The 20782-nt window shown below is 68.4% G+C and carries 20 protein-coding genes and 1 riboswitch; of the genes, 14 read left to right on the top strand and 6 right to left on the bottom strand.

The genetic code is table 11. The features are described from left to right. Positions 1–5 precede the first annotated feature (5 nt). Both HBE64_RS21805 and HBE64_RS21800 read left to right on the top strand, forming a co-directional pair. Positions 6–1214, top strand: coding sequence for an O-succinylhomoserine sulfhydrylase (locus HBE64_RS21805; protein ID WP_167107028.1), 1209 nt, complete (start codon positions 6–8; stop codon positions 1212–1214). 2 nt (positions 1215–1216) lie between these two features. After that, positions 1217–1672, top strand: a complete 456-nt coding sequence (locus HBE64_RS21800; protein ID WP_167107025.1) for a hypothetical protein — start codon at positions 1217–1219, stop codon at positions 1670–1672. On the opposite strand, the gene HBE64_RS21795 is transcribed toward HBE64_RS21800, so the two are convergent. Continuing rightward, the gene (locus HBE64_RS21795) at positions 1669–2532 is read right to left on the bottom strand and encodes an SDR family oxidoreductase (protein WP_167107022.1); all 864 of its coding nucleotides are present in this window, start codon (positions 2530–2532) and stop codon (positions 1669–1671) included. The two genes, HBE64_RS21800 and HBE64_RS21795, sit on opposite strands and share 4 nt — an antisense overlap. 66 nt (positions 2533–2598) lie before the next feature. Here HBE64_RS21795 and HBE64_RS21790 point away from each other — a divergent pair, with 66 nt between their 5' ends. The 5 genes from HBE64_RS21790 to HBE64_RS21770 all read left to right on the top strand — a co-directional run bounded on the left by HBE64_RS21790 (position 2599) and on the right by HBE64_RS21770 (position 7432). Then, positions 2599–3279 carry an SGNH/GDSL hydrolase family protein gene (locus tag HBE64_RS21790; RefSeq protein WP_167107019.1) on the top strand — a complete coding sequence of 227 codons (681 nt, stop codon included), beginning with the start codon at positions 2599–2601 and terminating at the stop codon, positions 3277–3279. A 97-nt stretch (positions 3280–3376) separates the two neighbouring features. Beyond that, entirely contained in the window at positions 3377–3886 is a 510-nt protein-coding gene (locus HBE64_RS21785) for a GNAT family N-acetyltransferase (RefSeq protein WP_167107016.1), read from the top strand. Next, positions 3883–4953, top strand: a complete 1071-nt coding sequence (locus HBE64_RS21780) for an LLM class flavin-dependent oxidoreductase (protein ID WP_167107013.1) — start codon at positions 3883–3885, stop codon at positions 4951–4953. Before HBE64_RS21785 ends, HBE64_RS21780 begins: the two co-directional genes overlap by 4 nt. Next, positions 4950–6071, top strand: coding sequence for an LLM class flavin-dependent oxidoreductase (locus tag HBE64_RS21775; protein ID WP_167107010.1), 1122 nt, complete (start codon positions 4950–4952; stop codon positions 6069–6071). The genes HBE64_RS21780 and HBE64_RS21775 overlap by 4 nt, the downstream gene beginning before the upstream one ends. Continuing rightward, positions 6068–7432, top strand: coding sequence for an NtaA/DmoA family FMN-dependent monooxygenase (locus HBE64_RS21770; RefSeq protein WP_167107007.1), 1365 nt, complete (start codon positions 6068–6070; stop codon positions 7430–7432). The genes HBE64_RS21775 and HBE64_RS21770 overlap by 4 nt, the downstream gene beginning before the upstream one ends. On the opposite strand, the gene HBE64_RS21765 is transcribed toward HBE64_RS21770, so the two are convergent. Further along, positions 7395–8129, bottom strand: a complete 735-nt coding sequence (locus HBE64_RS21765; RefSeq protein WP_167107004.1) for an MBL fold metallo-hydrolase — start codon at positions 8127–8129, stop codon at positions 7395–7397. The genes HBE64_RS21770 and HBE64_RS21765 overlap by 38 nt on opposite strands. A gap of 60 nt (positions 8130–8189) precedes the next feature. Between HBE64_RS21765 and fgd the strand changes: the two genes are divergently transcribed. The 4 genes from fgd (at position 8190) to HBE64_RS21745 (ending at position 13419) form a co-directional block, all read left to right on the top strand. Beyond that, entirely contained in the window at positions 8190–9200 is a 1011-nt protein-coding gene (fgd, locus tag HBE64_RS21760; RefSeq protein ID WP_167107001.1) for a glucose-6-phosphate dehydrogenase (coenzyme-F420), read from the top strand. Between the two features lie 40 nt (positions 9201–9240). After that, positions 9241–11313: a phosphate acetyltransferase gene (gene pta, locus HBE64_RS21755; protein WP_167106997.1), complete on the top strand. Its 2073-nt coding sequence runs from the start codon at positions 9241–9243 to the stop codon at positions 11311–11313. 2 nt (positions 11314–11315) lie between these two features. Then, positions 11316–12482: an acetate kinase gene (locus HBE64_RS21750; protein WP_167106995.1), complete on the top strand. Its 1167-nt coding sequence runs from the start codon at positions 11316–11318 to the stop codon at positions 12480–12482. Positions 12483–12543: 61 nt separating this feature from the next. After that, positions 12544–13419, top strand: a complete 876-nt coding sequence (locus HBE64_RS21745; protein ID WP_167106992.1) for a cytochrome c oxidase assembly protein — start codon at positions 12544–12546, stop codon at positions 13417–13419. Positions 13420–13428: 9 nt separating this feature from the next. Here HBE64_RS21745 and HBE64_RS21740 read toward each other — a convergent pair whose 3' ends face one another. The 3 genes from HBE64_RS21740 to glnX all read right to left on the bottom strand — a co-directional run bounded on the left by HBE64_RS21740 (position 13429) and on the right by glnX (position 18070). Further along, positions 13429–15681: a serine/threonine-protein kinase PknG gene (locus HBE64_RS21740; protein WP_167106988.1), complete on the bottom strand. Its 2253-nt coding sequence runs from the start codon at positions 15679–15681 to the stop codon at positions 13429–13431. Next, positions 15681–16652: a glutamate ABC transporter substrate-binding protein gene (locus HBE64_RS21735; RefSeq protein WP_167106985.1), complete on the bottom strand. Its 972-nt coding sequence runs from the start codon at positions 16650–16652 to the stop codon at positions 15681–15683. The genes HBE64_RS21740 and HBE64_RS21735 overlap by 1 nt, the downstream gene beginning before the upstream one ends. A gap of 95 nt (positions 16653–16747) precedes the next feature. Continuing rightward, a complete protein-coding gene (gene glnX, locus HBE64_RS21730; RefSeq protein WP_167106983.1) occupies positions 16748–18070 on the bottom strand; it encodes a protein kinase G-activating protein GlnX in 1323 nt (440 codons plus the stop codon). A 127-nt stretch (positions 18071–18197) separates the two neighbouring features. Here glnX and HBE64_RS21725 point away from each other — a divergent pair, with 127 nt between their 5' ends. After that, a complete protein-coding gene (locus HBE64_RS21725; RefSeq protein ID WP_167106980.1) occupies positions 18198–18779 on the top strand; it encodes an NUDIX hydrolase in 582 nt (193 codons plus the stop codon). Here HBE64_RS21725 and thiE read toward each other — a convergent pair. Next, positions 18763–19446, bottom strand: coding sequence for a thiamine phosphate synthase (gene thiE / locus HBE64_RS21720; RefSeq protein ID WP_167106977.1), 684 nt, complete (start codon positions 19444–19446; stop codon positions 18763–18765). The genes HBE64_RS21725 and thiE overlap by 17 nt on opposite strands. Before the next feature lie 24 nt (positions 19447–19470). Further along, a riboswitch (TPP riboswitch) is annotated at positions 19471–19582 on the top strand. Between thiE and thiO the strand changes: the two genes are divergently transcribed. Beyond that, entirely contained in the window at positions 19551–20588 is a 1038-nt protein-coding gene (gene thiO / locus HBE64_RS21715) for a glycine oxidase ThiO (RefSeq protein WP_371744027.1), read from the top strand. It overlaps the preceding riboswitch by 32 nt. Beyond that, on the top strand, positions 20585–20782 hold the full coding sequence (gene thiS, locus HBE64_RS21710; protein ID WP_167106971.1) for a sulfur carrier protein ThiS: 198 nt from the start codon (positions 20585–20587) through the stop codon (positions 20780–20782). Before thiO ends, thiS begins: the two co-directional genes overlap by 4 nt.

Raw genomic sequence — 20782 nt, 5'->3', positions numbered from 1 at the left:
GAGCGATGACAGACGTGCCCTCGGTGCGCATCCCCGCGCCGCTGCCCGACGGGGTCAGCCAGGCCACCATCGGCGTGCGCGGCGGCCTGCTGCGGTCGGGCTTCGAGGAGACCGCCGAAGCGATGTACCTGACGTCGGGCTACGTCTACTCCTCGGCGGGCGAGGCCGAGAAGGCCTTCACCGGCGAGATCGACCGCTACGTGTACTCCCGCTATGGCAACCCGACGATCTCGATGTTCGAGGAGCGGCTGCGCCTGATCGAAGGCGCCCCTGCGGCGTTCGCCACCGCCTCGGGGATGGCGGCGGTGTTCACCTCGCTGGGTGCGCTACTGGGTGCGGGGGATCGGCTGGTGGCCGCCCGCAGCCTGTTCGGCTCGTGTTTCGTCGTCTGTAGCGAGATTCTCCCGCGCTGGGGAGTCGAAACCGTCTTCGTCGACGGCGAGGACCTCTCGCAGTGGGAAGAAGCGCTGAGCAAACCTACCAAGGCCGTCTTCTTCGAGACACCATCCAACCCGATGCAGTCCCTGGTCGACATCGCGGCGGTCTCGGATCTGGCCCATGCTGCCGGCGCGAAAGTGGTGCTGGACAACGTTTTTGCCACCCCGCTGCTGCAGCAGGGGTTCCCGCTCGGGGTGGACGTCGTGGTGTACTCGGGCACCAAGCACATCGACGGTCAGGGCCGGGTCCTCGGTGGGGCGATCCTCGGTGACAAGGAATACATCGACGGGCCGGTCCAGAAACTGATGCGCCACACCGGGCCAGCGCTGTCGGCGTTCAACGCGTGGGTGTTGCTCAAGGGCCTGGAGACGATGTCGGTCCGGGTGGACTACTCGAACCGCTCCGCGCAGCGCATCGCCGAGTTCCTCGAAGCCCAACCCGGCGTGAACTGGGTGCGGTACCCGTTCCTGGAGTCCCATCCCCAGTTCGACCTGGCGAAGCGTCAGATGCGCGGCGGCGGAACTGTGGTGACCTTCGAACTCGACGGTGGCAAGGACCGCGCGTTCGAGGTTCTCGACAAGCTGCAGATCATCGACATCTCCAACAACCTCGGCGACGCCAAGTCGCTCATCACCCACCCGGCCACCACCACCCACCGGGCAATGGGGCCGGAAGGTCGCGCCGCGATCGGCCTGGGCGACGGTGTGGTGCGCATCTCGGTGGGCCTGGAGGGCACCGAGGACCTGATCGCCGACCTGGATCGGGCGCTGAGCTAGCGGTGTCGCGGCACTCCGATGCCAAGAAGGCCCGCCGCAGGAAGCGGCAGGCCGCCCGCGACTCACGGTGGATTCCCGAGCCGGTGATGGACGCGCTGCTCGGCGACCAATTCGACGACGCGCCACACTTACTCGAGCAGGCCGCGGAGACCTTCGATGAGTGGCTGCTCGCCCGCGGATGGACGTTCGACGCCGAATTCTCCAGCGAGACGGTTCTCAGCTGGTACTTCGCCCCGTCGGCCGCGGAATTCGCCGACGAGCAGTACGAACCCGTGACCAGAATCTGGATCACGTTCGCCGGCACCGAGAACGACTTCCCCGAGCGAGTCACCGCCGTGCTGGTCGGTACCGGGGGAGAGCAGGGCAAGCTCTACACCGTTGAGCCGGAGACGCTGCTACAGAGCATCGAGCCGATCGAGGCATACCGCCCCGGCGATGCCGTACCGGTTCTCGGCTAGTCGTTCTTCGGAGGTTCCACCACGCCGGTGGCTGCCTGGGCGCGCTGCTCGTAGGCGGCACGCGCCGTTGTGTCGAAGTCGAGGAACACGCGGTCGGTGCCCGACTTCGCGCTCAGCCAGCGCCGGGCGCGCGGCGGCAGGAACGCCGTCCCAGCGGCGATGAACCGCAACGGATAGGGAACGGAGACAGCCGTTTTCGGCTTGTCGAGCGTCTTGACGACGGCAGCGGCGATGTCTTCGGGCTGGACGGGCCTGCTGGCGCCGGTGGCGTTGGTGCCGGCGATGAGCTCGGTATTGGTGAACGTCGGCATGACGCAGCTGACGTGCACTCCCTGCGGCGCAAACTCGTCGGAGAGCGCCGTGGACAACCCGACCACCGCGAATTTGGTTCCGGCGTAAAGGGCTTGGCCCGGCACGGCCAGCATGCCTGCCATCGAGGCGATGTTGACGATGTGCCCGCTGCGGCGCTTGACCATCTCGGGAAGTACCAGTCGGCAGCCGGTCAGCACACCGTAGAAGTTGACCTCCACCGCGGTGCGGACGGCTTGTTCGGAGTGGTCCAGGAACGGCCCGACCGGCATCACCCCGGCGTTGTTGATCAGCACGTCGATGTGGCCGCCGCCGTCGGCGCGGGCCTTGTCCAGGAAGGTGGCGAACGACTCGGCGTCGCTGACGTCGAGCGGGTAGCCCGACACCGGCCCGATCTTGCTGAGCTGGGCGACCGCGGATTCCTCCAGCGCGACGTCACGATCACCGATCACCACGCGGGCACCCCGCTGCAGCAGGGCGCGGGCAGTGGCGAAGCCGATGCCCCGGGCAGCTCCGGTGATGGCGATGGTCTTGCCGCGGATGTTGTCCATGGGGACGAACTTTACAGGTGTCAACTATGGGTGGGAAGGGGTCCCGGGTGCGTAGGCTGTGGCCCCGTGAGCAGGGCAGTTCTGATGGCGGTGGTCGTGGCCCTGATCGTCGCCGCATGCTCTCCCGCGCCCCGTCTGACCCCGGCACAGCAGGCCGCGCTACCCGGCGAGCACATCGTGGTCATCGGAGACTCCTACACGGTCGGCGTCAACAACGACCCCGAGGACCCCGACCTGTGGCCCGCGATGGTGTGGAGCCGGCTACGCGACCTGCACTACGAGATCCAGCCGACGGTGGCCGGGGAGGGTGGCGCCGGATACGTCCACATCGGCACCCGCGGCGGGGTGTTCGCCGACCGGCTGGACGTGATCCAGCCGTCCACCGACCTGGTCGTGCTCTTCGGAAGTCCCAACGACGTCGGAACCGCGCCGGACACCCTGCGGTCGGCCGTGCGGGACACCTTGGCGCGGGCGCGCAGCGCCGCCCCGTCGGCACGTCTGCTGGTGATCGGGCCGGCCTGGCCGCGGCCCGATCCGTCAGCCGAGGTGTGGCAGGTGCGCGACATCGTGCGCGACGAGGCCGCCCGGATCGGTGCGACATTCGCCGACCCGCTCGCGCAGCGCTGGTGGTGGGATGACCCGAACCTCATCGGGTGGGACCGGGTGCACCCGAACCGGGCCGGCAACGAGTACCTGGCGCGGCAGATCCTGCCGCTGATCGAAGCCCAGCTGCCCCCGCCGAAATGACCGCGCCGACCGTCGACCTGGGCAGATTTTCAATCACGGCGAGCTGATCACCCGCCAGCGGAATGCGCTGGGCCGCGGCGCGGTAGACAGGTAGGTGATGACTGTGACCGCCGGCAGCGAATTGCGGTTCGTCCGCGTTCGACAGGATGACGACCTGGCTCAGCCCCTGCTGGGCGAGCTCGCCGTGGAGTATGCGACCCGCTATGGCGGGTCGGTCGATGCGGTTCTGGGCGGCCTGCGCAACTACCCCGGCGACGAGTTCGCGCCGCCGCACGGCGGATTGTTGATCGGCCTTCTCGACGGCGAGCCGGTGACCGGTGGCGCGTTCCGCAGGTTCGGTGTGGTCGACGGGCACGAGACCGCCGAACTCAAGCGGATCTGGACCGACAACCGATTCCGTCGCCGCGGCCACGCCGGCCGCCTGCTCGACGCACTCGAGGCCGAGATCGTCGAGCGTGGCTATCGGCGGATCTACTTGACCACCGGGGACCGTCAACCCGAAGCCGAAGCGCTGTACCTGTCCCACGGCTACACCCGACTGAGCGAGCCGCTGCCCGCAGCAGGCGAGGGGTACCCGGTCGCCTTCGAGAAACTCGTGCAACCGTGAAACCGCTCCATCTCGGCGTCGCGCTCGACGGGTACGGCTGGCACCCCGAGGCCTGGCGGCGCACGCTGTCGGCCGACCCGGCCGCGGCACCGGTGACCAGCGGCCGGCACTGGGCCCGGGCGGCGGGCATCGCCGAACAGGGTCTGCTGGACTTCCTGACGGTCGAGGACACCTTCGACACCTACCCGCCGGCCGTGCGCCCAGACGCCGTCCTGGTGGCGGCGCGGATCGCACCGGTGACGCGGCACATCGGACTGATCCCCGTCGCCACCGTGACGCACACCGAGCCGTTCCACCTCTCCAAGGCGATCGCAACCCTGGACTACGTCTCGGGCGGTCGCGCGGGCTGGCAGGTGCGGGTCAGCCCCAGCACCCAGGCCGCGGCCCTGTTCGGCCGCAGAGCCAAGCCCGAGCCCGGCGAATTGTTCGGTGAGGCAGCCGATGCCGTCGAAGTGGTACGCCGGCTGTGGGACAGCTGGGAGGACGACGCGGTGATCCGTGACGTGCCCAGCGGGCGCTACATCGACCGCGACAGGCTGCACTACATCGACTTCACCGGCCGCTACTTCTCGGTGAAGGGACCCTCGATCACGCCCCGGCCGCCGCAGGGTCAGCCGGTGGTCGCTGCCTTGGCCCACGCGGCGCCGGTCTACGAATTCGCTTCCGGTTCCACCGATATCGTGTTCGTCACGCCGACCGACGAGGCGTCCCTCGGCTCTATCCTGGGTGAGGTCGCCGCGGCCGGCGGCGCCCATCTCAAAGTGATCGCCGACGTGGCGGTGAGCTTCACCGGGGACACCGACCTGCGCTCGGACGCGCTGGTATGGGGCGGTACCCCAGCAGAATTGGTGAATCTTCTGCTCGCATGGCACGACGCCGGCGCCGACGGATTCCGGCTGCGCCCCGCGGTCACCGCCACCGACCTGCCCGTGATCACCGACGAGGTGGTTCCGGCACTGCAGCGTGCAGGCCGCTTCCGGTCGAGTTACCGCGACGGCGAGACACTGCGAGAGCGGTTCGGGCTGCCGGCCGCCACAAACCGTTACGCCCCGGTGAGGTTGTCATGACTGTCCCACTGTCCATCTTGGATCTCTCGCCCATCAGCGATGGCTCCGATGCCGCTGCGGCACTGAGCAATTCGGTCGATCTGGCCCGGCACGCCGAAGGCTGGGGATACCGGCGCTACTGGGTCGCCGAACACCACTTCGTCGCCGTCGCCAGCTCCCGCCCGGCGGTGCTGATCGGGCAGATCGCCGCGGCCACCGAACGCATCAGGGTCGGCGCTGCCGCGGTCCAACTCGGCTACACCACCGCACTGTCTGTCGTGGAGAGCTTCGGTATCCTCGATGCCTTCCACCCCGGCCGCATCGACCTGGGGCTGGGCCGATCGGGGCAGCGGCGCCGAGAAGTCGAGAAGGGCGGTCCGGCACCGAAAGAGGCTTCCGATCAACAGGATTGGCGTGACGTCGATGGCGTGGTGATCCCACCTCAGTTCGACGTCCGGTTGCTGTTGGCGAGCCCGAAGATGCGTGCACTTGCCACGGTGCTGACCCAGCCGGAGGCCCAGCCACCGGACTTCGCCGACCAGGTCGGTGACATCCTGGCCTTGCTGGAAGGCAAACACACCGCCGACGGGTACCCGGTCCGCGCCGTACCCGGAGAGGGCTCGGCCCTGACTCCGTGGGTCTTCGGCAGCAGCAAGGGGCAGAGCGCGGCGGTCGCCGGAGCCCGCGGCCTGCCGTTCGTGGCGAGCTACCACAGCACCCCCGGCACCGCCCTGGAGGCCGTCGACGCCTACCGGGCGGCGTTCAGCCCGTCGCCGTTCCTGTCGAAGCCCTATGTTGTGGTCTCCGCCGACGTCCTCGTCGCCGACGATTCCGCGACGGCCCGCCACCTCGCGGCGCCGTTCGGCCACTGGGTGTATTCGATTCGGGCACAGGGCGGTGCGGTGCCCTACCCGGACCCCGATGCCTGCCCGGCGCTGACCGACGAACAGCGCGCCGTCGTCGAGGACCGCCTCGCCACCCAGTTCGTGGGAGACGCCGACGAGGTCGCCGACAAGCTTTCGGCGCTGCAACGGGTCACCGGCGCCGACGAACTGGTGGTCACCACCGCCACCCACCGCCACACCGACCGCCTGCGTTCCCACGAACTGCTGGCCCGACGCTGGGGGCTGGCGGCATGACACGGCAAGGCAAGCAGCGCAAGCAAATTCATCTCGCCGCGCACTTCCCCGGGGTCAACAACACCACGGTGTGGTCGGATCCGACGTCGGGCAGCCAAGTCGACTTCGACTCCTTCATCCACCTGGCGCGCACCGCCGAGCGTGGGCTGTTCGACTTCTTCTTCCTCGCCGAAGGGCTGCGGCTGCGCGAGCATCGCGGCCGCATCCACGACCTCGACGTCGTCGGACGACCGGACACTTTCACCGTGCTCGCCGCGCTGGCCGCCGTCACCGACCATCTCGGCCTGGCCGGAACCATCAACACCACCTTCAACGAACCTTTCGAGGTGGCACGACAATTCGCCACCCTCGACCACCTGTCCGACGGGCGGGCAGCCTGGAACATGGTCACCTCGTCGGATGCGTTCACCGGGGAGAACTTCCGCCGCGGCGGCTTCCTCGACCATGCCGACCGGTACCGCCGCGCCGAAGAGTTCGTCACCGTCGCCCGGGAGTTCTGGGACAGTTGGGCTCCCGGCGCGGTCGTGGCCGACACCGCCGCCGGCGTCTACCTCGACATCGACAGCATTCACACCGTCACCCACCACGGACACCAGTTCGACATCCGCGGCATCGCCACACTTCCCGCCACCCCGCAGGGTCACCCGATCCTGCTGCAGGCCGGCGACTCAGACGAGGGCCGCGACTTCGGCGCCAAACACGCCGACGCGCTGTTCACCGTGCACGGGACGCTGGAAGCCGGGCAACGCTACTACGCCGACGTCAAAGCCCGTGCCGCCGCCAACGGCCGAGATCCCGACCAGCTCAAGGTGTTTCCCGGTGTGACATTCGTGCTCGGCGACAGTGCCGCCGATGCCGAGGACAAGGCCCGCCACATCCGCAGCCAACAGGTCAGCCCCCAGACCGCCATCGCGATGCTCGAACAGGTCTGGCAACGCGATCTGTCGGGATACGACCCCGACGGTCCGCTTCCCGACGTCGAACCCGCCGACGATCCCACGGTCACCCAGGGACGGGTCCGCCACGGCGACCCCAAGGCGTTGGCCGCTGCCTGGCGCGAACGCGCCGAAGCCGAGAACCTGTCCATCCGGGAACTCGTCATCGCCGTCACCAGCCGCCAGCAGTTCGTCGGCACCGCCGACCACGTCGCCGCCGAGATCGACCACTATGTGCAGTCGGATGCCTGCGACGGGTTCATCCTGGTGCCCCACCTCACGCCGCATGGCCTCGACGAGTTCGTCGACACCGTGGTGCCCCTGCTGCAGGAGCGCAGCGTGTTCCGCACTGAGTACAGCGGTGCCACGCTGCGGGAGAACCTCGAACTCAAGCAGGTGTCGCCTGCCGAACGGCTTCCCGGATAGGCCCCCGCCACACCGGCCCGTGGCCGGGGATCAGCGTGTCGGTCTCCAGCATGGCCAGCGCCGCCAGGCTGCGTACGCAGCCCTGCTCGTCATGGTTGAACAGCCCCGGCAGAAGTTGCGGCCCGCGGCGGCGGGCCAGTGGATGACCGGTCACCAGCGCGTCGCCACTGACCAGCACGCCGTCGACCAGATACGAACAGTGCCCGCCGGTGTGGCCCGGCGTCGGCACGGCCAGTGGCCTGCCGGGCAGCCTCTCGGCGACCTCGTCGGTGAGCGCTTCGGTGCTGGGGATACCCGCGCGCACCAGAGCACCCTTGGCTGCGATCTCCAATGACCACTTGATCCAGCGCGGCTGCCAGGCGTGGGCCAGCAGGTCAATGGGACCGGCCTGTTCCAGGTAATCGCGTTTGGAGTGCCCCACTTCGGCGGCGTGGCAGTAGACCGGTGTGCCGTGGGCCTTGGCGAACCAGATCGCCGAGCCGAAGTGGTCGACATGGGCGTGCGTGAGCAGGATCGCGGTCACATCGTACGGCCCGAATCCCAACTGGCGCAGCGATGTCAGAACATCGTCACGACTACCGGGGAAGCCGGCGTCGATCAGCATGACGCCCGCGCCGCCGGTGACCAGTGTCCAGTTCACCAGCTCGGTCCTGGCGACGTGCACGGTGTCGGTGATGGCTTCCAGTGCCGCGGGCATGTCTGAAGTCTATGTACCCTGGTCCGCCGGTCCCGCGGCCATTGGAGTACAAACGAAGATGTGGCTGAACTGAAACTGGGATACAAGGCGTCGGCGGAGCAGTTCGCGCCGCGTGAGTTGGTCGAGCTGGCAGTGCTCGCCGAGGCGCACGGAATGGACAGTGCGACGGTCAGCGACCACTTCCAGCCGTGGCGGCACGAAGGTGGCCACGCCCCCTTCTCGCTGGCCTGGATGACCGCGGTGGGCGAACGCACCGAGCGGATCGTGCTGGGCACGTCGGTGTTGACCCCGACCTTCCGCTACAACCCCGCCGTGATCGCCCAGGCCTTCGCGACCATGGCCTGCCTGTACCCCGACCGGGTGTTCCTCGGGGTGGGCACCGGTGAGGCTCTCAACGAGATCGCCACCGGGTTCATCGGCGAGTGGCCGGAGTTCAAGGAGCGCTTCGCCCGGCTGCGCGAGTCGGTCCGGCTGATGCGCGAGCTGTGGCGCGGTGACCGGGTCGACTTCGACGGCGACTACTACCACCTCAAGGGTGCGTCGATCTACGACGTGCCCGAGGGTGGCGTCCCCGTCTACATCGCCGCGGGCGGCCCCGCGGTGGCCAAGTACGCCGGGCGGGCCGGCGACGGGTTCATCTGCACCTCGGGCAAGGGTGTGGAGCTCTACACCGAGAAGCTGCTGCCCGCCGTCGCTGAAGGTGCCGCGGCCGCTGAGCGCAATGTCGACGACATCGACAAGATGATCGAGATCAAAATCTCCTACGACACTGATCCCGAACTGGCGCTGGAGAATACGCGCTTCTGGGCGCCGCTGTCGTTGACCGCCGAGCAGAAGCATTCGATCGACGACCCGATCGAGATGGAGAAAGCCGCCGACGCGCTGCCGATCGAACAAGTGGCCAAGCGGTGGATCGTCTCCTCGGATCCCGACGAAGCCGTCGAGAAGGTCGGCGAGTACGTCAAGTACGGGCTCAACCACCTCGTCTTCCACGCCCCGGGCCACGACCAGCGCCGGTTCCTCGAACTCTTCGAGAAGGATCTGGCACCGAGATTGCGAAAACTCGGTTAACTCGCTGGCGGTCGTCGCGGACTAAGGAATGCTGTAGCCCGTGACCTCCGCGCGCGCAACGACCTCGATCTACATCGCCTCCCCGGAGGGCGACACCGGGAAGTCGACCATCGCGCTGGGCATCCTGCACCGTCTGACCGCCACGGTGCCCAAAACCGGCGTGTTCCGGCCTATCACCCGCCGTGAGGACCGCGACTACATCCTGGAGTTGCTACTGGCCCACAGCAATGCGGGACTGAGCTACGACGACTGCGTCGGGGTGAGCTACCAGCGGCTGCACGAGGATCCCGAAGGGGCCATCGCCGACATCGTCGACCGCTACCACGCGATGGCGGCCCGCTGCGACGCCGTGGTCATCGTCGGGTCGGACTACACCGATGTCGCCACTCCGACCGAACTGAGCGTCAACGCCCGCATCGCGGTCAACCTCGGCGCGCCCGTTGTGCTCTCGGTACGGGCCCGCGACCGCACGCCGCGGGAAGTGGCCCAGGTCGTCGAACTGTGTCTGGCCGAACTGGCTTTGCAGTACGCGCACACCGCCGCGGTGGTGGCCAACCGGTGCGACCCGGCCCAGATGGATGCCGTGGCGCAGGCGTGCAAGGGGCTGGGCCCGCATGTCTACGTGCTGCCCGAGGAGCCGCTCCTGGTGGCGCCGACGGTGGCCGACTTGCGCACCGCGGTCGACGGTGTGCTGATCCACGGCGACGAGTCCTTGCTGGGCCGCGAGGTGATGGACGTGCTCGTCGCGGGTATGACAGCCGAGCATGTCGTGGAGCGACTGACCGAGGGCGTTGCCGTCATAACCCCGGGCGACCGCTCCGACGTGGTCCTGGCGGTCGCGAGCGCCCATGCCGCAGAAGGATTTCCGTCGCTGTCGGCGGTCATCCTCAATGGCGGTCTGGCGCTGCACCGCAGTATCGCCGAGCTGGTGACCGGGCTGGGCCTCCGGCTTCCGATCATCGCGACCGACCTGGGCACCTTCGAGACCGCGAGCGCGGTGGCAGGTGCGCGGGGCAGAGTGACGGCCACTTCGCAGCGCAAGGTCGACACCGCCATCGAACTGATGGAACACCACGTCGACATCGCCGACCTGCTCGAGCGGTTGTCCATCCCGATCCCGACGGTGACCACCCCGCAGATGTTCACCCACCAGCTGATGGAACGGGCCCGGGCGAACCTCAAGCGCATCGTGCTGCCCGAAGGCGAGGACGACCGCATCCTGCGCGCCGCGGGCCGGCTGCTGCGCCGCGGCGTCGCCGAGTTGACGATCCTGGGTGAGGAAACTCAAGTCCGTTCCCGTGCAGCCGAACTGGGTGTCGACCTGAGTGCGGCCACGGTGCTCAATCCGCGCACCAGCGAGCTCTGCGACCAGTTTGCCGCGCAGTATGCCGAGCTTCGCAAGAAGAAGGGGGTCAGCCTGGAGCAGGCCCGCGAGATCATCCACGACGTCTCATACTTCGGAACGATGCTGGTGCACAACGACATCGTCGACGGCATGGTGTCGGGCGCGGCCCACACCACCGCGCACACGGTGCGCCCGGCATTCGAGATCATCAAGACCCAGCCCGACGTGTCCACGGTGTCGAGTATCTTCCTGATGTGCCTGAGCGATCGGGTGCTCGCCTACGGGGACTGCGCGATCGTGCCGGACCCGACCGCCGAACAGCTGGCGGACATCGCGATCAGCTCGGCGCGCACCGCCGCCCAGTTCGGTATCGAACCCAGGGTGGCGATGCTGTCGTACTCGACCGGTGACTCCGGCAGCGGAGCCGGTGTCGAGAAAGTCCGCGCTGCAACCGAACTCGTCCGAACACGGGCCCCGAGCCTGCTGGTGGAGGGGCCGATCCAGTACGACGCCGCCGTCGACGAGACCGTGGCCGCCGCGAAGATGCCCGGCTCGCAGGTCGCCGGCCGGGCCACGGTGCTCATCTTCCCGGACCTCAACACCGGCAACAACACCTACAAGGCTGTGCAGCGCAGCGCGGGTGCCATCGCGATCGGACCCGTCCTGCAGGGGTTGAACAAACCGGTCAACGACCTGTCCCGAGGTGCCCTCGTGGAGGACATCGTCAACACCGTCGCGATCACCGCGATCCAGGCGCAGGAGGACTGACGATGGGTACGGGAGCCGCTGTGCCGGCGACATCAGGAACCGTTCTGGTCCTCAACTCCGGATCTTCATCGCTGAAATACCAACTCATCCAACCGGATACCGGCGAATCCGTGGCGCACGGCATCGTCGAGCGGATCGGCGACGACGGTGGCGTCCCCGACCACGAGGCAGCGCTGCGGCTGGCATTCGACAGCCTGACCGCAGACGGTCAGGACCTCGACAGCCTCGGTCTGGTCGCCGTCGGCCACCGGGTGGTTCACGGCGGGCAGCAGCTGTTCCGCCCGATTGTGGTCGACGAGTCGGTACTCGACCAACTGCGCGAGCTGTCGTCGCTGGCCCCCCTGCACAACCCGCCGGCCGTGCTCGGGATCGAGGTGGCTCGCCGGTTGCTGCCCGACCTCCCGCACGTAGCCGTGTTCGACACCGCGTTCTTCCATGACCTGCCCGCCGCCGCCGCGACATACGCGATCGACCGGGAGTTGGCTGCGCGCTGGCAGATTCGCCGCTACGGCTTCCACGGCACCTCGCATCAGTACGTCAGTCGGCAGGCGGCCGACTTCCTCGGTGTTCCCCCGGAATCGCTGAATCAGATCGTGCTGCACCTCGGCAACGGCGCGTCGGCCTCAGCCATCGCCGGCGGGCGGCCCGTCGACACGTCGATGGGCCTGACGCCGATGGAAGGCCTGGTGATGGGCACGCGGTCCGGCGACATCGACCCCGGCGTCATCAGCTATCTGGCGCGCACCGCCGGGATGGGCATCGAGGACATCGAGTCGATGCTCAACCGCCACTCCGGAATGTCCGGTCTGGCCGGTGAGATCGACTTCCGGGTGGTTCACCAGCGCATCGAGTCCGGCGACGAGCATGCGCAATTGGCCTACGACGTCTACATCCACCGGCTGCGCAAGTACGTCGGCGCATACTTGGCGATCCTCGGCCACACCGACGTGCTGACGTTCACCGCGGGAGTGGGGGAGAACGACGCGTCGGTGCGGCGCGACGCACTGACGGGGTTGGCTCCGTTGGGCATCGAACTCGACGAGCACCTCAACGAAAGCCCCTCGCGCGGTGCGCGTCTCATCTCGGCCGACAAGTCACCGACCACCGTGCTGGTGATCCCCACCAATGAGGAGCTGGCGATCGCCCGGGAGTGCCTGACCGTCATCTAGGCCAAGTTGTACAGCAACGTCACGGCTGGTTCCCAGGCAATGCACGGTAGCGTCATGGTTCATGGTCCTGCTGTCGTGGACTCTCGACGCGCTCGCGCTTGCGGTGATCGCGGGGCTCGCTGCTGTCTACTTCGGTTGCCGGCGAGCCGCGGGCGCAGCGGTGGGCCGCGGCCAGGCCGTCTGCTTCGGGACGGGACTGGTGGTCTGGGTGCTGGCTGTGGCCAGCGCCGTGGGCGTCTACGCGCCGGTGCTGTTCTGGGTCCGGGCGCTGCAGGTCCTCCTGCTGTTGTTCGTCGTACCGTTCCTGTTGGCGCTCGGACGGCCGTTCACGGCGCTGCGCGCGGGATCGCAGCGAGGTCGCCGGATGGTCGAGTGGGCGCTGCAGTCCCGGCTGATGCGGGTGGCCTTGTCGCCGCCCGTGACCTCGGTTGCCATGTTGGCCACACCGTGGCTGCTCTACCTCACACCGTGGTACGTCGCGTCGATGACGGGACCGCTGGCGGCGCTGACGCGAGTCGTCCTGGTGGTCATCGGGTTCGGGTATTTCTATGCGCGCCTGCAAGCCGACCCGGTGCCCACGCCGTACTCACCGCTGCTGTCCATCGGGATCAGCGTGGTGGAGGCCCTGGCCGACGGCCTGCTCGGTGTGGTGCTCTGGCTCGGCCCGATCGTCGCTGGGCCGTATTACGCCTCGCTGCACCGGGACTGGGGCCCGAGTCAGCGGGTGGACCAGTCCGTCGGGGCGGGCATCCTGTGGATCCTCGGCGACGTGGTCGGCATTCCGTTCATCCTGGTCCTCATGCGGGCCCTCGGCCGCGACGAGAAGGCCAAGGCCGCCCGGGTGGATGCCGACCTGGCCGCGACCCCGGAGGCCGGGGCGTCGACGCTGTGGTGGGAGAACGATCCGGTGTTGCGGGAGCGTTTCGGACACCGTTGAGTGTGCACGCTAGAACGTACTGGTCGGGCGAACGTTGTTGGCCATGTCGACCAGCGCGTAGCGGTGCGCCTGGCTGGTGGCCACCCGCGCCAGGTTGCGCAGCGCAGCCTCGACGCCCAGTCGCAGACCGTGGTCGGTGAACGGGAACCCGAGAATGTGATTGGTGCTGGCCGCGTTGTCGGCGATCCAGTCCATCGCCGTACCCAGCACCAGAGCCCGGATCTGCAACACCCTCGGCTCGCTGTCGGGCAGCGCCTCGACCCGGTGGGCCGCGTCGCGAATCTGCTCCTCGGTGAGTTCCTGTGCCGAGCGGCCGGAGAGCAGGGTCACCGCGCTGGTCAACCGCGCGGTAGTGAAATGCCTTGAGGAAGCCGGCACTTCGTCGAGCGTGCGCACGGCGGCCGCACGTTCACCCTCCACCGACTGCGCGCGTGCCAGGCCGAAGCCCGCCGAGATGATGTTGTTGTCGGTATGCCACACCGTTTGGTAGAACGGTCGCTCACCAGAGGTTCCCGCCAGTTCAGCCGTCGCCGCAAGAGCCAGCTTCGGCGCCTGCTCGCCAGGAAAGGTGTCCAGGACTTCGGTGAAATGCTTTGTCGCCGAGTCATAATCGCCGGTCAACAACTCCGAGACGGCCTTGAACCACACCAGCCGCCACCGCCAGCCCACCCGATCGGCCAGGTCGTCGAGCTTACGGTTCGCTTTGGCCACGTCACCGAGGTCGAGCAGGGCCCGCACTTCCATCAACGGAAGCTCCACCGACTCGCTCAGATCGATGCCCTCGGAGTCCAGTGAGCCGTGCCGGGCCGCACGCAACGAATCCAGCGTCTGCACCGGCTGGGACAGCACCGTCGCCGACAGCACCGTGGCCGCCACGTCGGAGGGGTCGACCAGCGGGACCGGGAGCGCCGTCACGATCTCCGGCGCCGTCAGCTTCTCGGCGTGGGCCAGTCCGTCGAGGTACACATCGGTATGTGCGACAAGCAGTTCCACCCCGAACGTGGAGCGGGTTCGGGTGAACACCGTCGACAGACCGGGCCGGGGCACCCCGGTGTCCTCGGCGACGACCTCCCGGAGCACGCCGAGCAACTGCGAGGACATCTCCTCGGCGGTAGCGAACCGGCGCCGCGGATCGGGGTTGATCGCGCGGCGCAGCAGCCGGCCGAACGAGTCGTACTTGGCCAGCACCGGATCATCGGGCGGCAGCCCGTCGACGTAACGGCCCTTGCGGGTGCGCAGATTCAGCGTCAACGCGGCCAGGGTGCGGCCCACGGTGTAAATGTCAGAGGCAATAGTCGGCCCGGTGCGCACGATCTCGGGAGCCTGGTAACCCGGGGTGCCGTAGAGGTAGCCGAATGAGTTGATTCGCGAGACGGCGCCGAGGTCGATGAGCTTGAGCTGCTCCTCGGTGACCATGATGTTCTCCGGCTTGAGATCGTTGTAGCACAAGCCGATCGAGTGCAGATAGCCCAGCGCAGGCAGAATCTCCAGCATGTAGGCGATCGCCTCGGAGACCGCCAGTCGCTCACCTTTGGGAAGTTTCAGCGACTTGCCGCCGACGTACTCCATCACGATGTAGCCGACCGGTTCGCCGCGGGAGTCAGGGTGTTCGACGAAGTTGAAGATCTTCACGATCGACGGGTGGACGACCTCGGCCAGGAACTGCCGTTCGGCCATCGCGATCGCCTGGGCCTCGGCGTCGCCGGAATGCACCAGCCCCTTGAGAACCACCGGCCGTTCGTTGACGTTGTGATCGACCGCCAGATACACCCAGCCGAGCCCGCCGTGGGCGACGCAGCCCTTGATCTCGTACTGGTCGGCCACCATGTCACCGGGAGCCAGCTGCGGCACAAAGGAATAGATGCTGCCGCAGTGCGGACAACTACCTTCGGACTCCGCTGGGTGATCCTTCGACGAACGACCCACCGGCCGGCCGCAGTTCCAGCAGAACCGCTTCGACTCGGCCACCACGGGATTGACCATCAACGCCGCGAGCGGATCGATCTCGGGGACCCGGGGAATCTCGACCAGGCCGCCGCCGAGCCTGCGGGTCGGGGACAGCAGCCGCGCCACCGTGGTGTGGTGCATGTCTTCGGGCTCGGTGCCCACACTGCCGACGGAGTCGTCATCGTCGTCGAAGTGCGGACGGAAGATCGCCTGGGTGGCCATCGGGCGCATCGTCGACATCGAATCCATGCCGAGGTCGTCGAAGTTCGCCGGCTGGGTGCCGACGTCGATTTCGGGCGGATCCGGCGTGTCCATCAGTCCACGTACCTTGGAGTCGGCGGTGCAGGAGCGGGACCCAGAACCGTCAACCACTTGCGGTACAACGTGTTCCACGTGCCGTCGCGGCGGATGCGCTCCAACGTTCCGTTGACGAATCGCACCAAGGGTGTGTTCTCCAGGTTGATGCCGATGCCATACGGCTCCTGGGCCATGTTCGGTCCGATGATGTGCAGGTACGGATCCTGGGCGACCAGCCCGGCCAGGATCGAGTCGTCGGTGCTGACCGCGTCGACCTCGCGCTGCTGCAATGCGACCAGGCAGTCAGCCCACGTCACCACCGTCACGATGATCGGCGGCGGCGCGATCTGCTGCACCCGCTTGAGCGACGTGGTGCCGCGGGCCACGCACACCCGCCGGCCCGACAAGTCCGACGCCTGGGCGATCGGAGACTCCCGCGGAGCCAGAATGCGTTGGTAGGCAGTGAAATACACCGTGGAGAAGTTCACCTGCTTGCGGCGCTCACAGGTGATCGTCATCGTCTTGACGACGATGTCGACGGTGTTGCTCTGTAGTGCGCTGATCCGGTCGGCCGAGGACAGGATGCGGTACTCGACCTGAGAGGGCGTACCGAAGATGTCCCGCGAAACCTCACCGGCGATGTCCACGTCGAAACCGGTGATCTCGCCGGTGATCGGATCGCGGAAGCTGAACAGGTTGCTGCCGATGTCCAGACCCACGATCAGCCGGCCCCTGGCCCGGATGGTGGCCACCGCGGCGTCGGCGTCGGCCTTGTTGGTGAACGGTCGAAGGCTGGCGGTGCGGTCGCAGTCGTTGTCGTCGGGGTTGGGCGGCTGCGGCGGTTCCGGCGGCAACTCGGCCATCCCGGCCGGGGAGGGCGGCGCCAGCGTCGGTACCGGCGGGGAGTTCGTGTATTCCGTGGTGCTGCAACCGCTGAGCACCGTCACCGCGACGACTGCGAGGCAGGCGAGCACACGAAGTCTGCTCATCGCGGGCTTTTTGGTCTTCGCGCAAGCGCTCATCGCGGGCTTTTTGGTCTTCGCGCAAGCGCTCATCCCGGGCCCTTTGGTCTTCGCGCAAGCGCTCATCCCCGGTACTCGCTCATCCTCGGCCACAACCCCAGCGCCACCGCCATCGCCGCACCGATCGAGAGCACGGCCCCACCGACCGTCGTCCCCGACAACACCCGGCGGGCCGACAGGATGTCGTTACGCAACTGGTTGCGGCTCTCCCGGATACCGCTGGACAGTGCGGCGTCGAGCTTGTCGAACGCGGGCGTCGAATCGTCCTCGCCGGTCCCCAACGCCACCTGGGTCGCGGCTTGGTAGTTGCCCACCGAGATGTAGGCGTTGATCCGCTCGTCGGCCTGGCGCCACTTCATCAGCAACTGGTCGGCGCCGGCCAGATCGGTCTTGTCGATCGCGTCCTCGCGGGCGAGGTAGTCGGTCAGTTGCTGGTGCATCGTCTCAACGCGCTGGTAGTAGGACCGCTTGCGAAGGTCTTCGTCACCGCGGCGGATCAGGGACAGCGTCTCGTCGGCGCGGGCCTGCTGCGCGGTGATCGCCAGGGTAGTCACTGTTTTCAGTGATTCGGCCGCGGTGCCCTTGGCGGCCCTGCTGCCCGCGGTGGAGATGGCCAGCGCCGAGCCCACCCAGATGATCATGATCACGATCGCCAGCCCACCGGCCACCAGGCCGACGTTCACCCTGCGCTTGGTGTGCGACGCCAGCCAGCGGTGGGCGAACGCACCGAACACCAAGGTGATCGCGACGACGACGATCACCGGCGCCGGAATCCGGGTGGAGGCGGTGGTCTCGGCGTCGACCCGCGCCGAGGTCTGCTCGTAGAGCTGCTGGGCATCGGGCAGGATCTGCTGCTGCATCAGGGCCGAGGCCTCCGACAGGTACGACGAGCCCACCGGGTTGCCCATCCGGTTGTTGGTGCGCGCCGTCTCGATGAGCCCGGTGTACACCGCCAGCCGGGCGTTGATCCGGCCGAGCAGCTCGATCAGCGGCTCGTCGGTCAGGCCGCTCGCCGCCCGCGTCACCGCGACGGCCGCGTCGGTGATCGCCTGCTCGTAGCGTTGCCGCACCGCACGAGGTTCGGAGCCGGCGATGAACGCGGTGGCCGCGGCGGCGTCGGCCACCGACAGCGTGGTGTAGAGCTGCCCGGCGGCGAACGCCAACGGCTCGGTGTGGTTGAGCACGGTGGTCAGCTGGCTCTGCCGATTGTTGATCGTCGTCGAGGTCGCGAAGGCGCTCAGCAGTCCGAGGGTGGCAAGGATGATGCCGATGGCAAGGATGCGTCCCGGGCTGGTTTTGAAGAACCACCACCGGGGATGGGCGGGCTCGGTCGGCGACCGCCATGCCAATGGTTCGGTCGACGGGTGCGCCACCTCAACGGTCACCTCGCGCGGACCTCATTTCCTTCGCCCGGATCCCTATCGCGCATTCTGAGTGAATTCTAAGAGCACCTGTGACGGATGGGGCTGGATCGGCCGACGAGTAGCGGCGTGGCGTGCTTATCCTGAACGCGTGCGAGGCGACGGAGACGGCTGGGTGGTGTCCGAAACCGGCACGCCCTACTGGGGCCGGCACGGCGCCGCGGGGCTGTTGTTGCGTGCGCCCCGCCCCGACGGGACCCCGGCGGTCCTGCTCCAGCACCGCGCGCCATGGAGCCACCAGGGCGGCACCTGGGCCCTGCCGGGCGGCGCCCGCGACAGCGACGAGACTCCCGAGCAGGCCGCCATCCGCGAGGCTCACGAGGAGGCCGGGCTGCTCGCCGAACAGCTCAACGTGCGCAGCACCATCGTCACCGCGCACGTCGCCGGCCGGGACGACACCTCGTGGACCTACACGACCGTCATCGCCGATGCGCACGAACAGCTGACCACCATCCCCAACCGGGAGAGCTCTGAGTTGCGGTGGGTCGCCGAGGACGACGTGGCCGACCTGCCGTTGCACCCCGGTTTCGCCGCGAGCTGGCAGCAGTTGCGCATCACCGAGGTGCGGCCTCATGAGCACGACGCCTGCCGGCTGCCCGGCGCGCACACCGTGGAGATCGAGACCGGCGTCTTCATCTGGTGCGCACCGGTCGAGGTCATCCGGCAGTTCTGAGCGCCGACGCGAGGCGGTGCGCCGCCGCGGCCGGATCGGCGGCAGCCGTGATCGCGCGCACCACCACCACCCGGCGGGCGCCGGCGGCCAGCACATCGGGCAGGCGCGCCTCGTCGATACCGCCGATGGCGAACCACGGCTTGTCCGGACGCATCCCGGCCACCTCGCGCACCAGATCAAGCCCCGGCGCGGGGCGGCCCGGTTTGGTCGGCGTCGGCCAGCACGGTCCCACGCAGAAGTAGTCGACGTCCTCCATCAGCGCGCGGGCGGCCTCGCCGGAGGCGTGCGTGGAGCGGCCGATCACGGTGTCGGGGCCGACGATCTCGCGGGCGACGTCCAACGGCAGGTCGTCCTGGCCCAGGTGCAGCACGTCGGCACCGGCGGCACGGGCGATGTCGGCGCGGTCGTTGACGGCCAGCAGGGCTCCGTGCCGGCGCGCCACGTCGGCCAGGATCTCCAGCGCACCCAGCTCGGCGCCGGCCTCCAGCGGCCCGAACCGCTGCTCGCCGGGCGAGCCCTTGTCCCTGAGCTGGATGATGTCCACCCCGCCGGCCAGTGCCGCGTCGGCGAACTCGGCCAGGTCACCGCGCTCGCGGCGGGCATCGGTGCACAGGTACAGCCGGGCAGCGGAGAGCCTCGAGCCGAGCTTGGTTCGACGTTCGTGCACACCGCGACGGTAGCGGCTAGCGTGGAAGGTCGGCACGGGAGTCCCTGGAGCGGGACTGAGAGTGGAGGCCAATACCTCCAGACCGTCACCACCTGATCCGGGTCATGCCGGCGAAGGGAAGCGAAAGGGATATGTCGGTGGAATCGCTGGGCGTCGTCGGGGGCGGCGTCATCGGTCTGGCGGTGGCGCGTCGCGCCGCGCAGGCGGGACTGTCGGTGCGGGTGCATCGTGCCCCGCAACACGGCGCCTCGTGGGTGGCCGGTGGGATGCTCGCCCCCCGCAGTGAGGGCTGGCCCGGTGAGGACCAGTTGTTGGCGATCGGCCTGGAGTCGCTGCGGCTGTGGCACGACGGCTTCCTCGACGGTCTGCCCGACGACATCGTCACCGCCCGGGAGTCGCTGGTGGTCGCCGTCGACCGGGCTGACGCCGCCGACCTGCGTACCGTCGGGGACTGGCTGACCGACCAGGGCTACCCGGTGACCGTCACCACCGCGGCCCGCGATATCGAGCCGCTGCTGGCCCAGGGCATCCGGCACGGTTTCCTCGCCGAGGACGAACTCGCGGTCGACAACCGCAAACTCGTGCAGGCGCTGCAGGACCACTGCGAGCAGCTCGGGGTGCGCTGGGCGGGGCCCGTCGAGCGCCTCGACGACGCCCGCGACGGCGTGGACACCGTCGTCATCGCCAACGGTATCGACGCCCCATCGCTGTGGCCCGGGTTGCCGGTGCGGCCGGTCAAGGGTGAGGTGCTGCGGCTGCGGTGGCGACCGGGCTGTATGCCGGTGCCGCGCAGGGTGATCCGGGCACGCGTGCACGGCCGGCCGGTCTATCTGGTGCCGCGCGCCGACGGCGTGGTGGTCGGTGCCACCCAGTACGAGCACGGCCGCGACACCGCCCCGTCGGTCAACGGTGTCCGCGAGCTGCTCGACGACGCCTGCGAGGTGCTGCCCGCCCTCGGCGAGTACGAACTGGCGGAATGCTCGGCCGGCCTGCGGCCGATGACGCCCGACAACCTGCCGATCGTCGGCCGCCTCGACGAGCGCACCCTGGTCGCCACCGGCCACGGGCGTTCCGGATTCCTGCTGGCGCCGTGGACGGCCGAACGCGTCGCCGCCGAACTTCTGGTGGGGGCACGCGCATGAAACTCACGGTCAACGACTCCGAGATCGAAGTCGGCGAGGACACCACGGTGGCGGCGCTGCTCGCCGACATGGACTTCCCCGTCAAAGGTGTGGCCGTCGCGGTCAACTGGGCGGTATTGCCGCGCTCACAATGGAATTCGGTGCTGCCCGACGGGGCGCACGTGGAAGTGGTGACGGCGGTGCAGGGTGGGTGA

Source organism: Mycobacterium sp. DL592 (genome assembly GCF_011694515.1).
Taxonomy (GTDB): Bacteria; Actinomycetota; Actinomycetes; order Mycobacteriales; family Mycobacteriaceae; genus Mycobacterium.
The sequence above is the reverse complement of the archived record's forward strand: the minus strand, read 5'-3'. Positions and strand labels throughout refer to the sequence as shown.

Bases quoted from the DNA above. Each gene is read 5' to 3' on its own strand.
- HBE64_RS21805 (WP_167107028.1), top strand. From the start codon at position 6: ATGACAGACGTGCCCTCGGTGCGCATCCCCGCGCCGCTGCCCGACGGG.
- HBE64_RS21795 (WP_167107022.1), bottom strand. From the start codon at position 2,532: ATGGACAACATCCGCGGCAAGACCATCGCCATCACCGGAGCTGCCCGG.
- HBE64_RS21785 (WP_167107016.1), top strand. From the start codon at position 3,377: ATGACTGTGACCGCCGGCAGCGAATTGCGGTTCGTCCGCGTTCGACAG.
- HBE64_RS21775 (WP_167107010.1), top strand. From the start codon at position 4,950: ATGACTGTCCCACTGTCCATCTTGGATCTCTCGCCCATCAGCGATGGC.
- HBE64_RS21770 (WP_167107007.1), top strand. From the start codon at position 6,068: ATGACACGGCAAGGCAAGCAGCGCAAGCAAATTCATCTCGCCGCGCAC.
- HBE64_RS21765 (WP_167107004.1), bottom strand. From the start codon at position 8,129: ATGCCCGCGGCACTGGAAGCCATCACCGACACCGTGCACGTCGCCAGG.
- HBE64_RS21750 (WP_167106995.1), top strand. From the start codon at position 11,316: ATGGGTACGGGAGCCGCTGTGCCGGCGACATCAGGAACCGTTCTGGTC.
- HBE64_RS21745 (WP_167106992.1), top strand. From the start codon at position 12,544: ATGGTCCTGCTGTCGTGGACTCTCGACGCGCTCGCGCTTGCGGTGATC.
- HBE64_RS21740 (WP_167106988.1), bottom strand. From the start codon at position 15,681: ATGGACACGCCGGATCCGCCCGAAATCGACGTCGGCACCCAGCCGGCG.
- HBE64_RS21735 (WP_167106985.1), bottom strand. From the start codon at position 16,652: ATGAGCAGACTTCGTGTGCTCGCCTGCCTCGCAGTCGTCGCGGTGACG.
- thiO (WP_371744027.1), top strand. From the start codon at position 19,551: ATGCCGGCGAAGGGAAGCGAAAGGGATATGTCGGTGGAATCGCTGGGC.
- thiS (WP_167106971.1), top strand. From the start codon at position 20,585: ATGAAACTCACGGTCAACGACTCCGAGATCGAAGTCGGCGAGGACACC.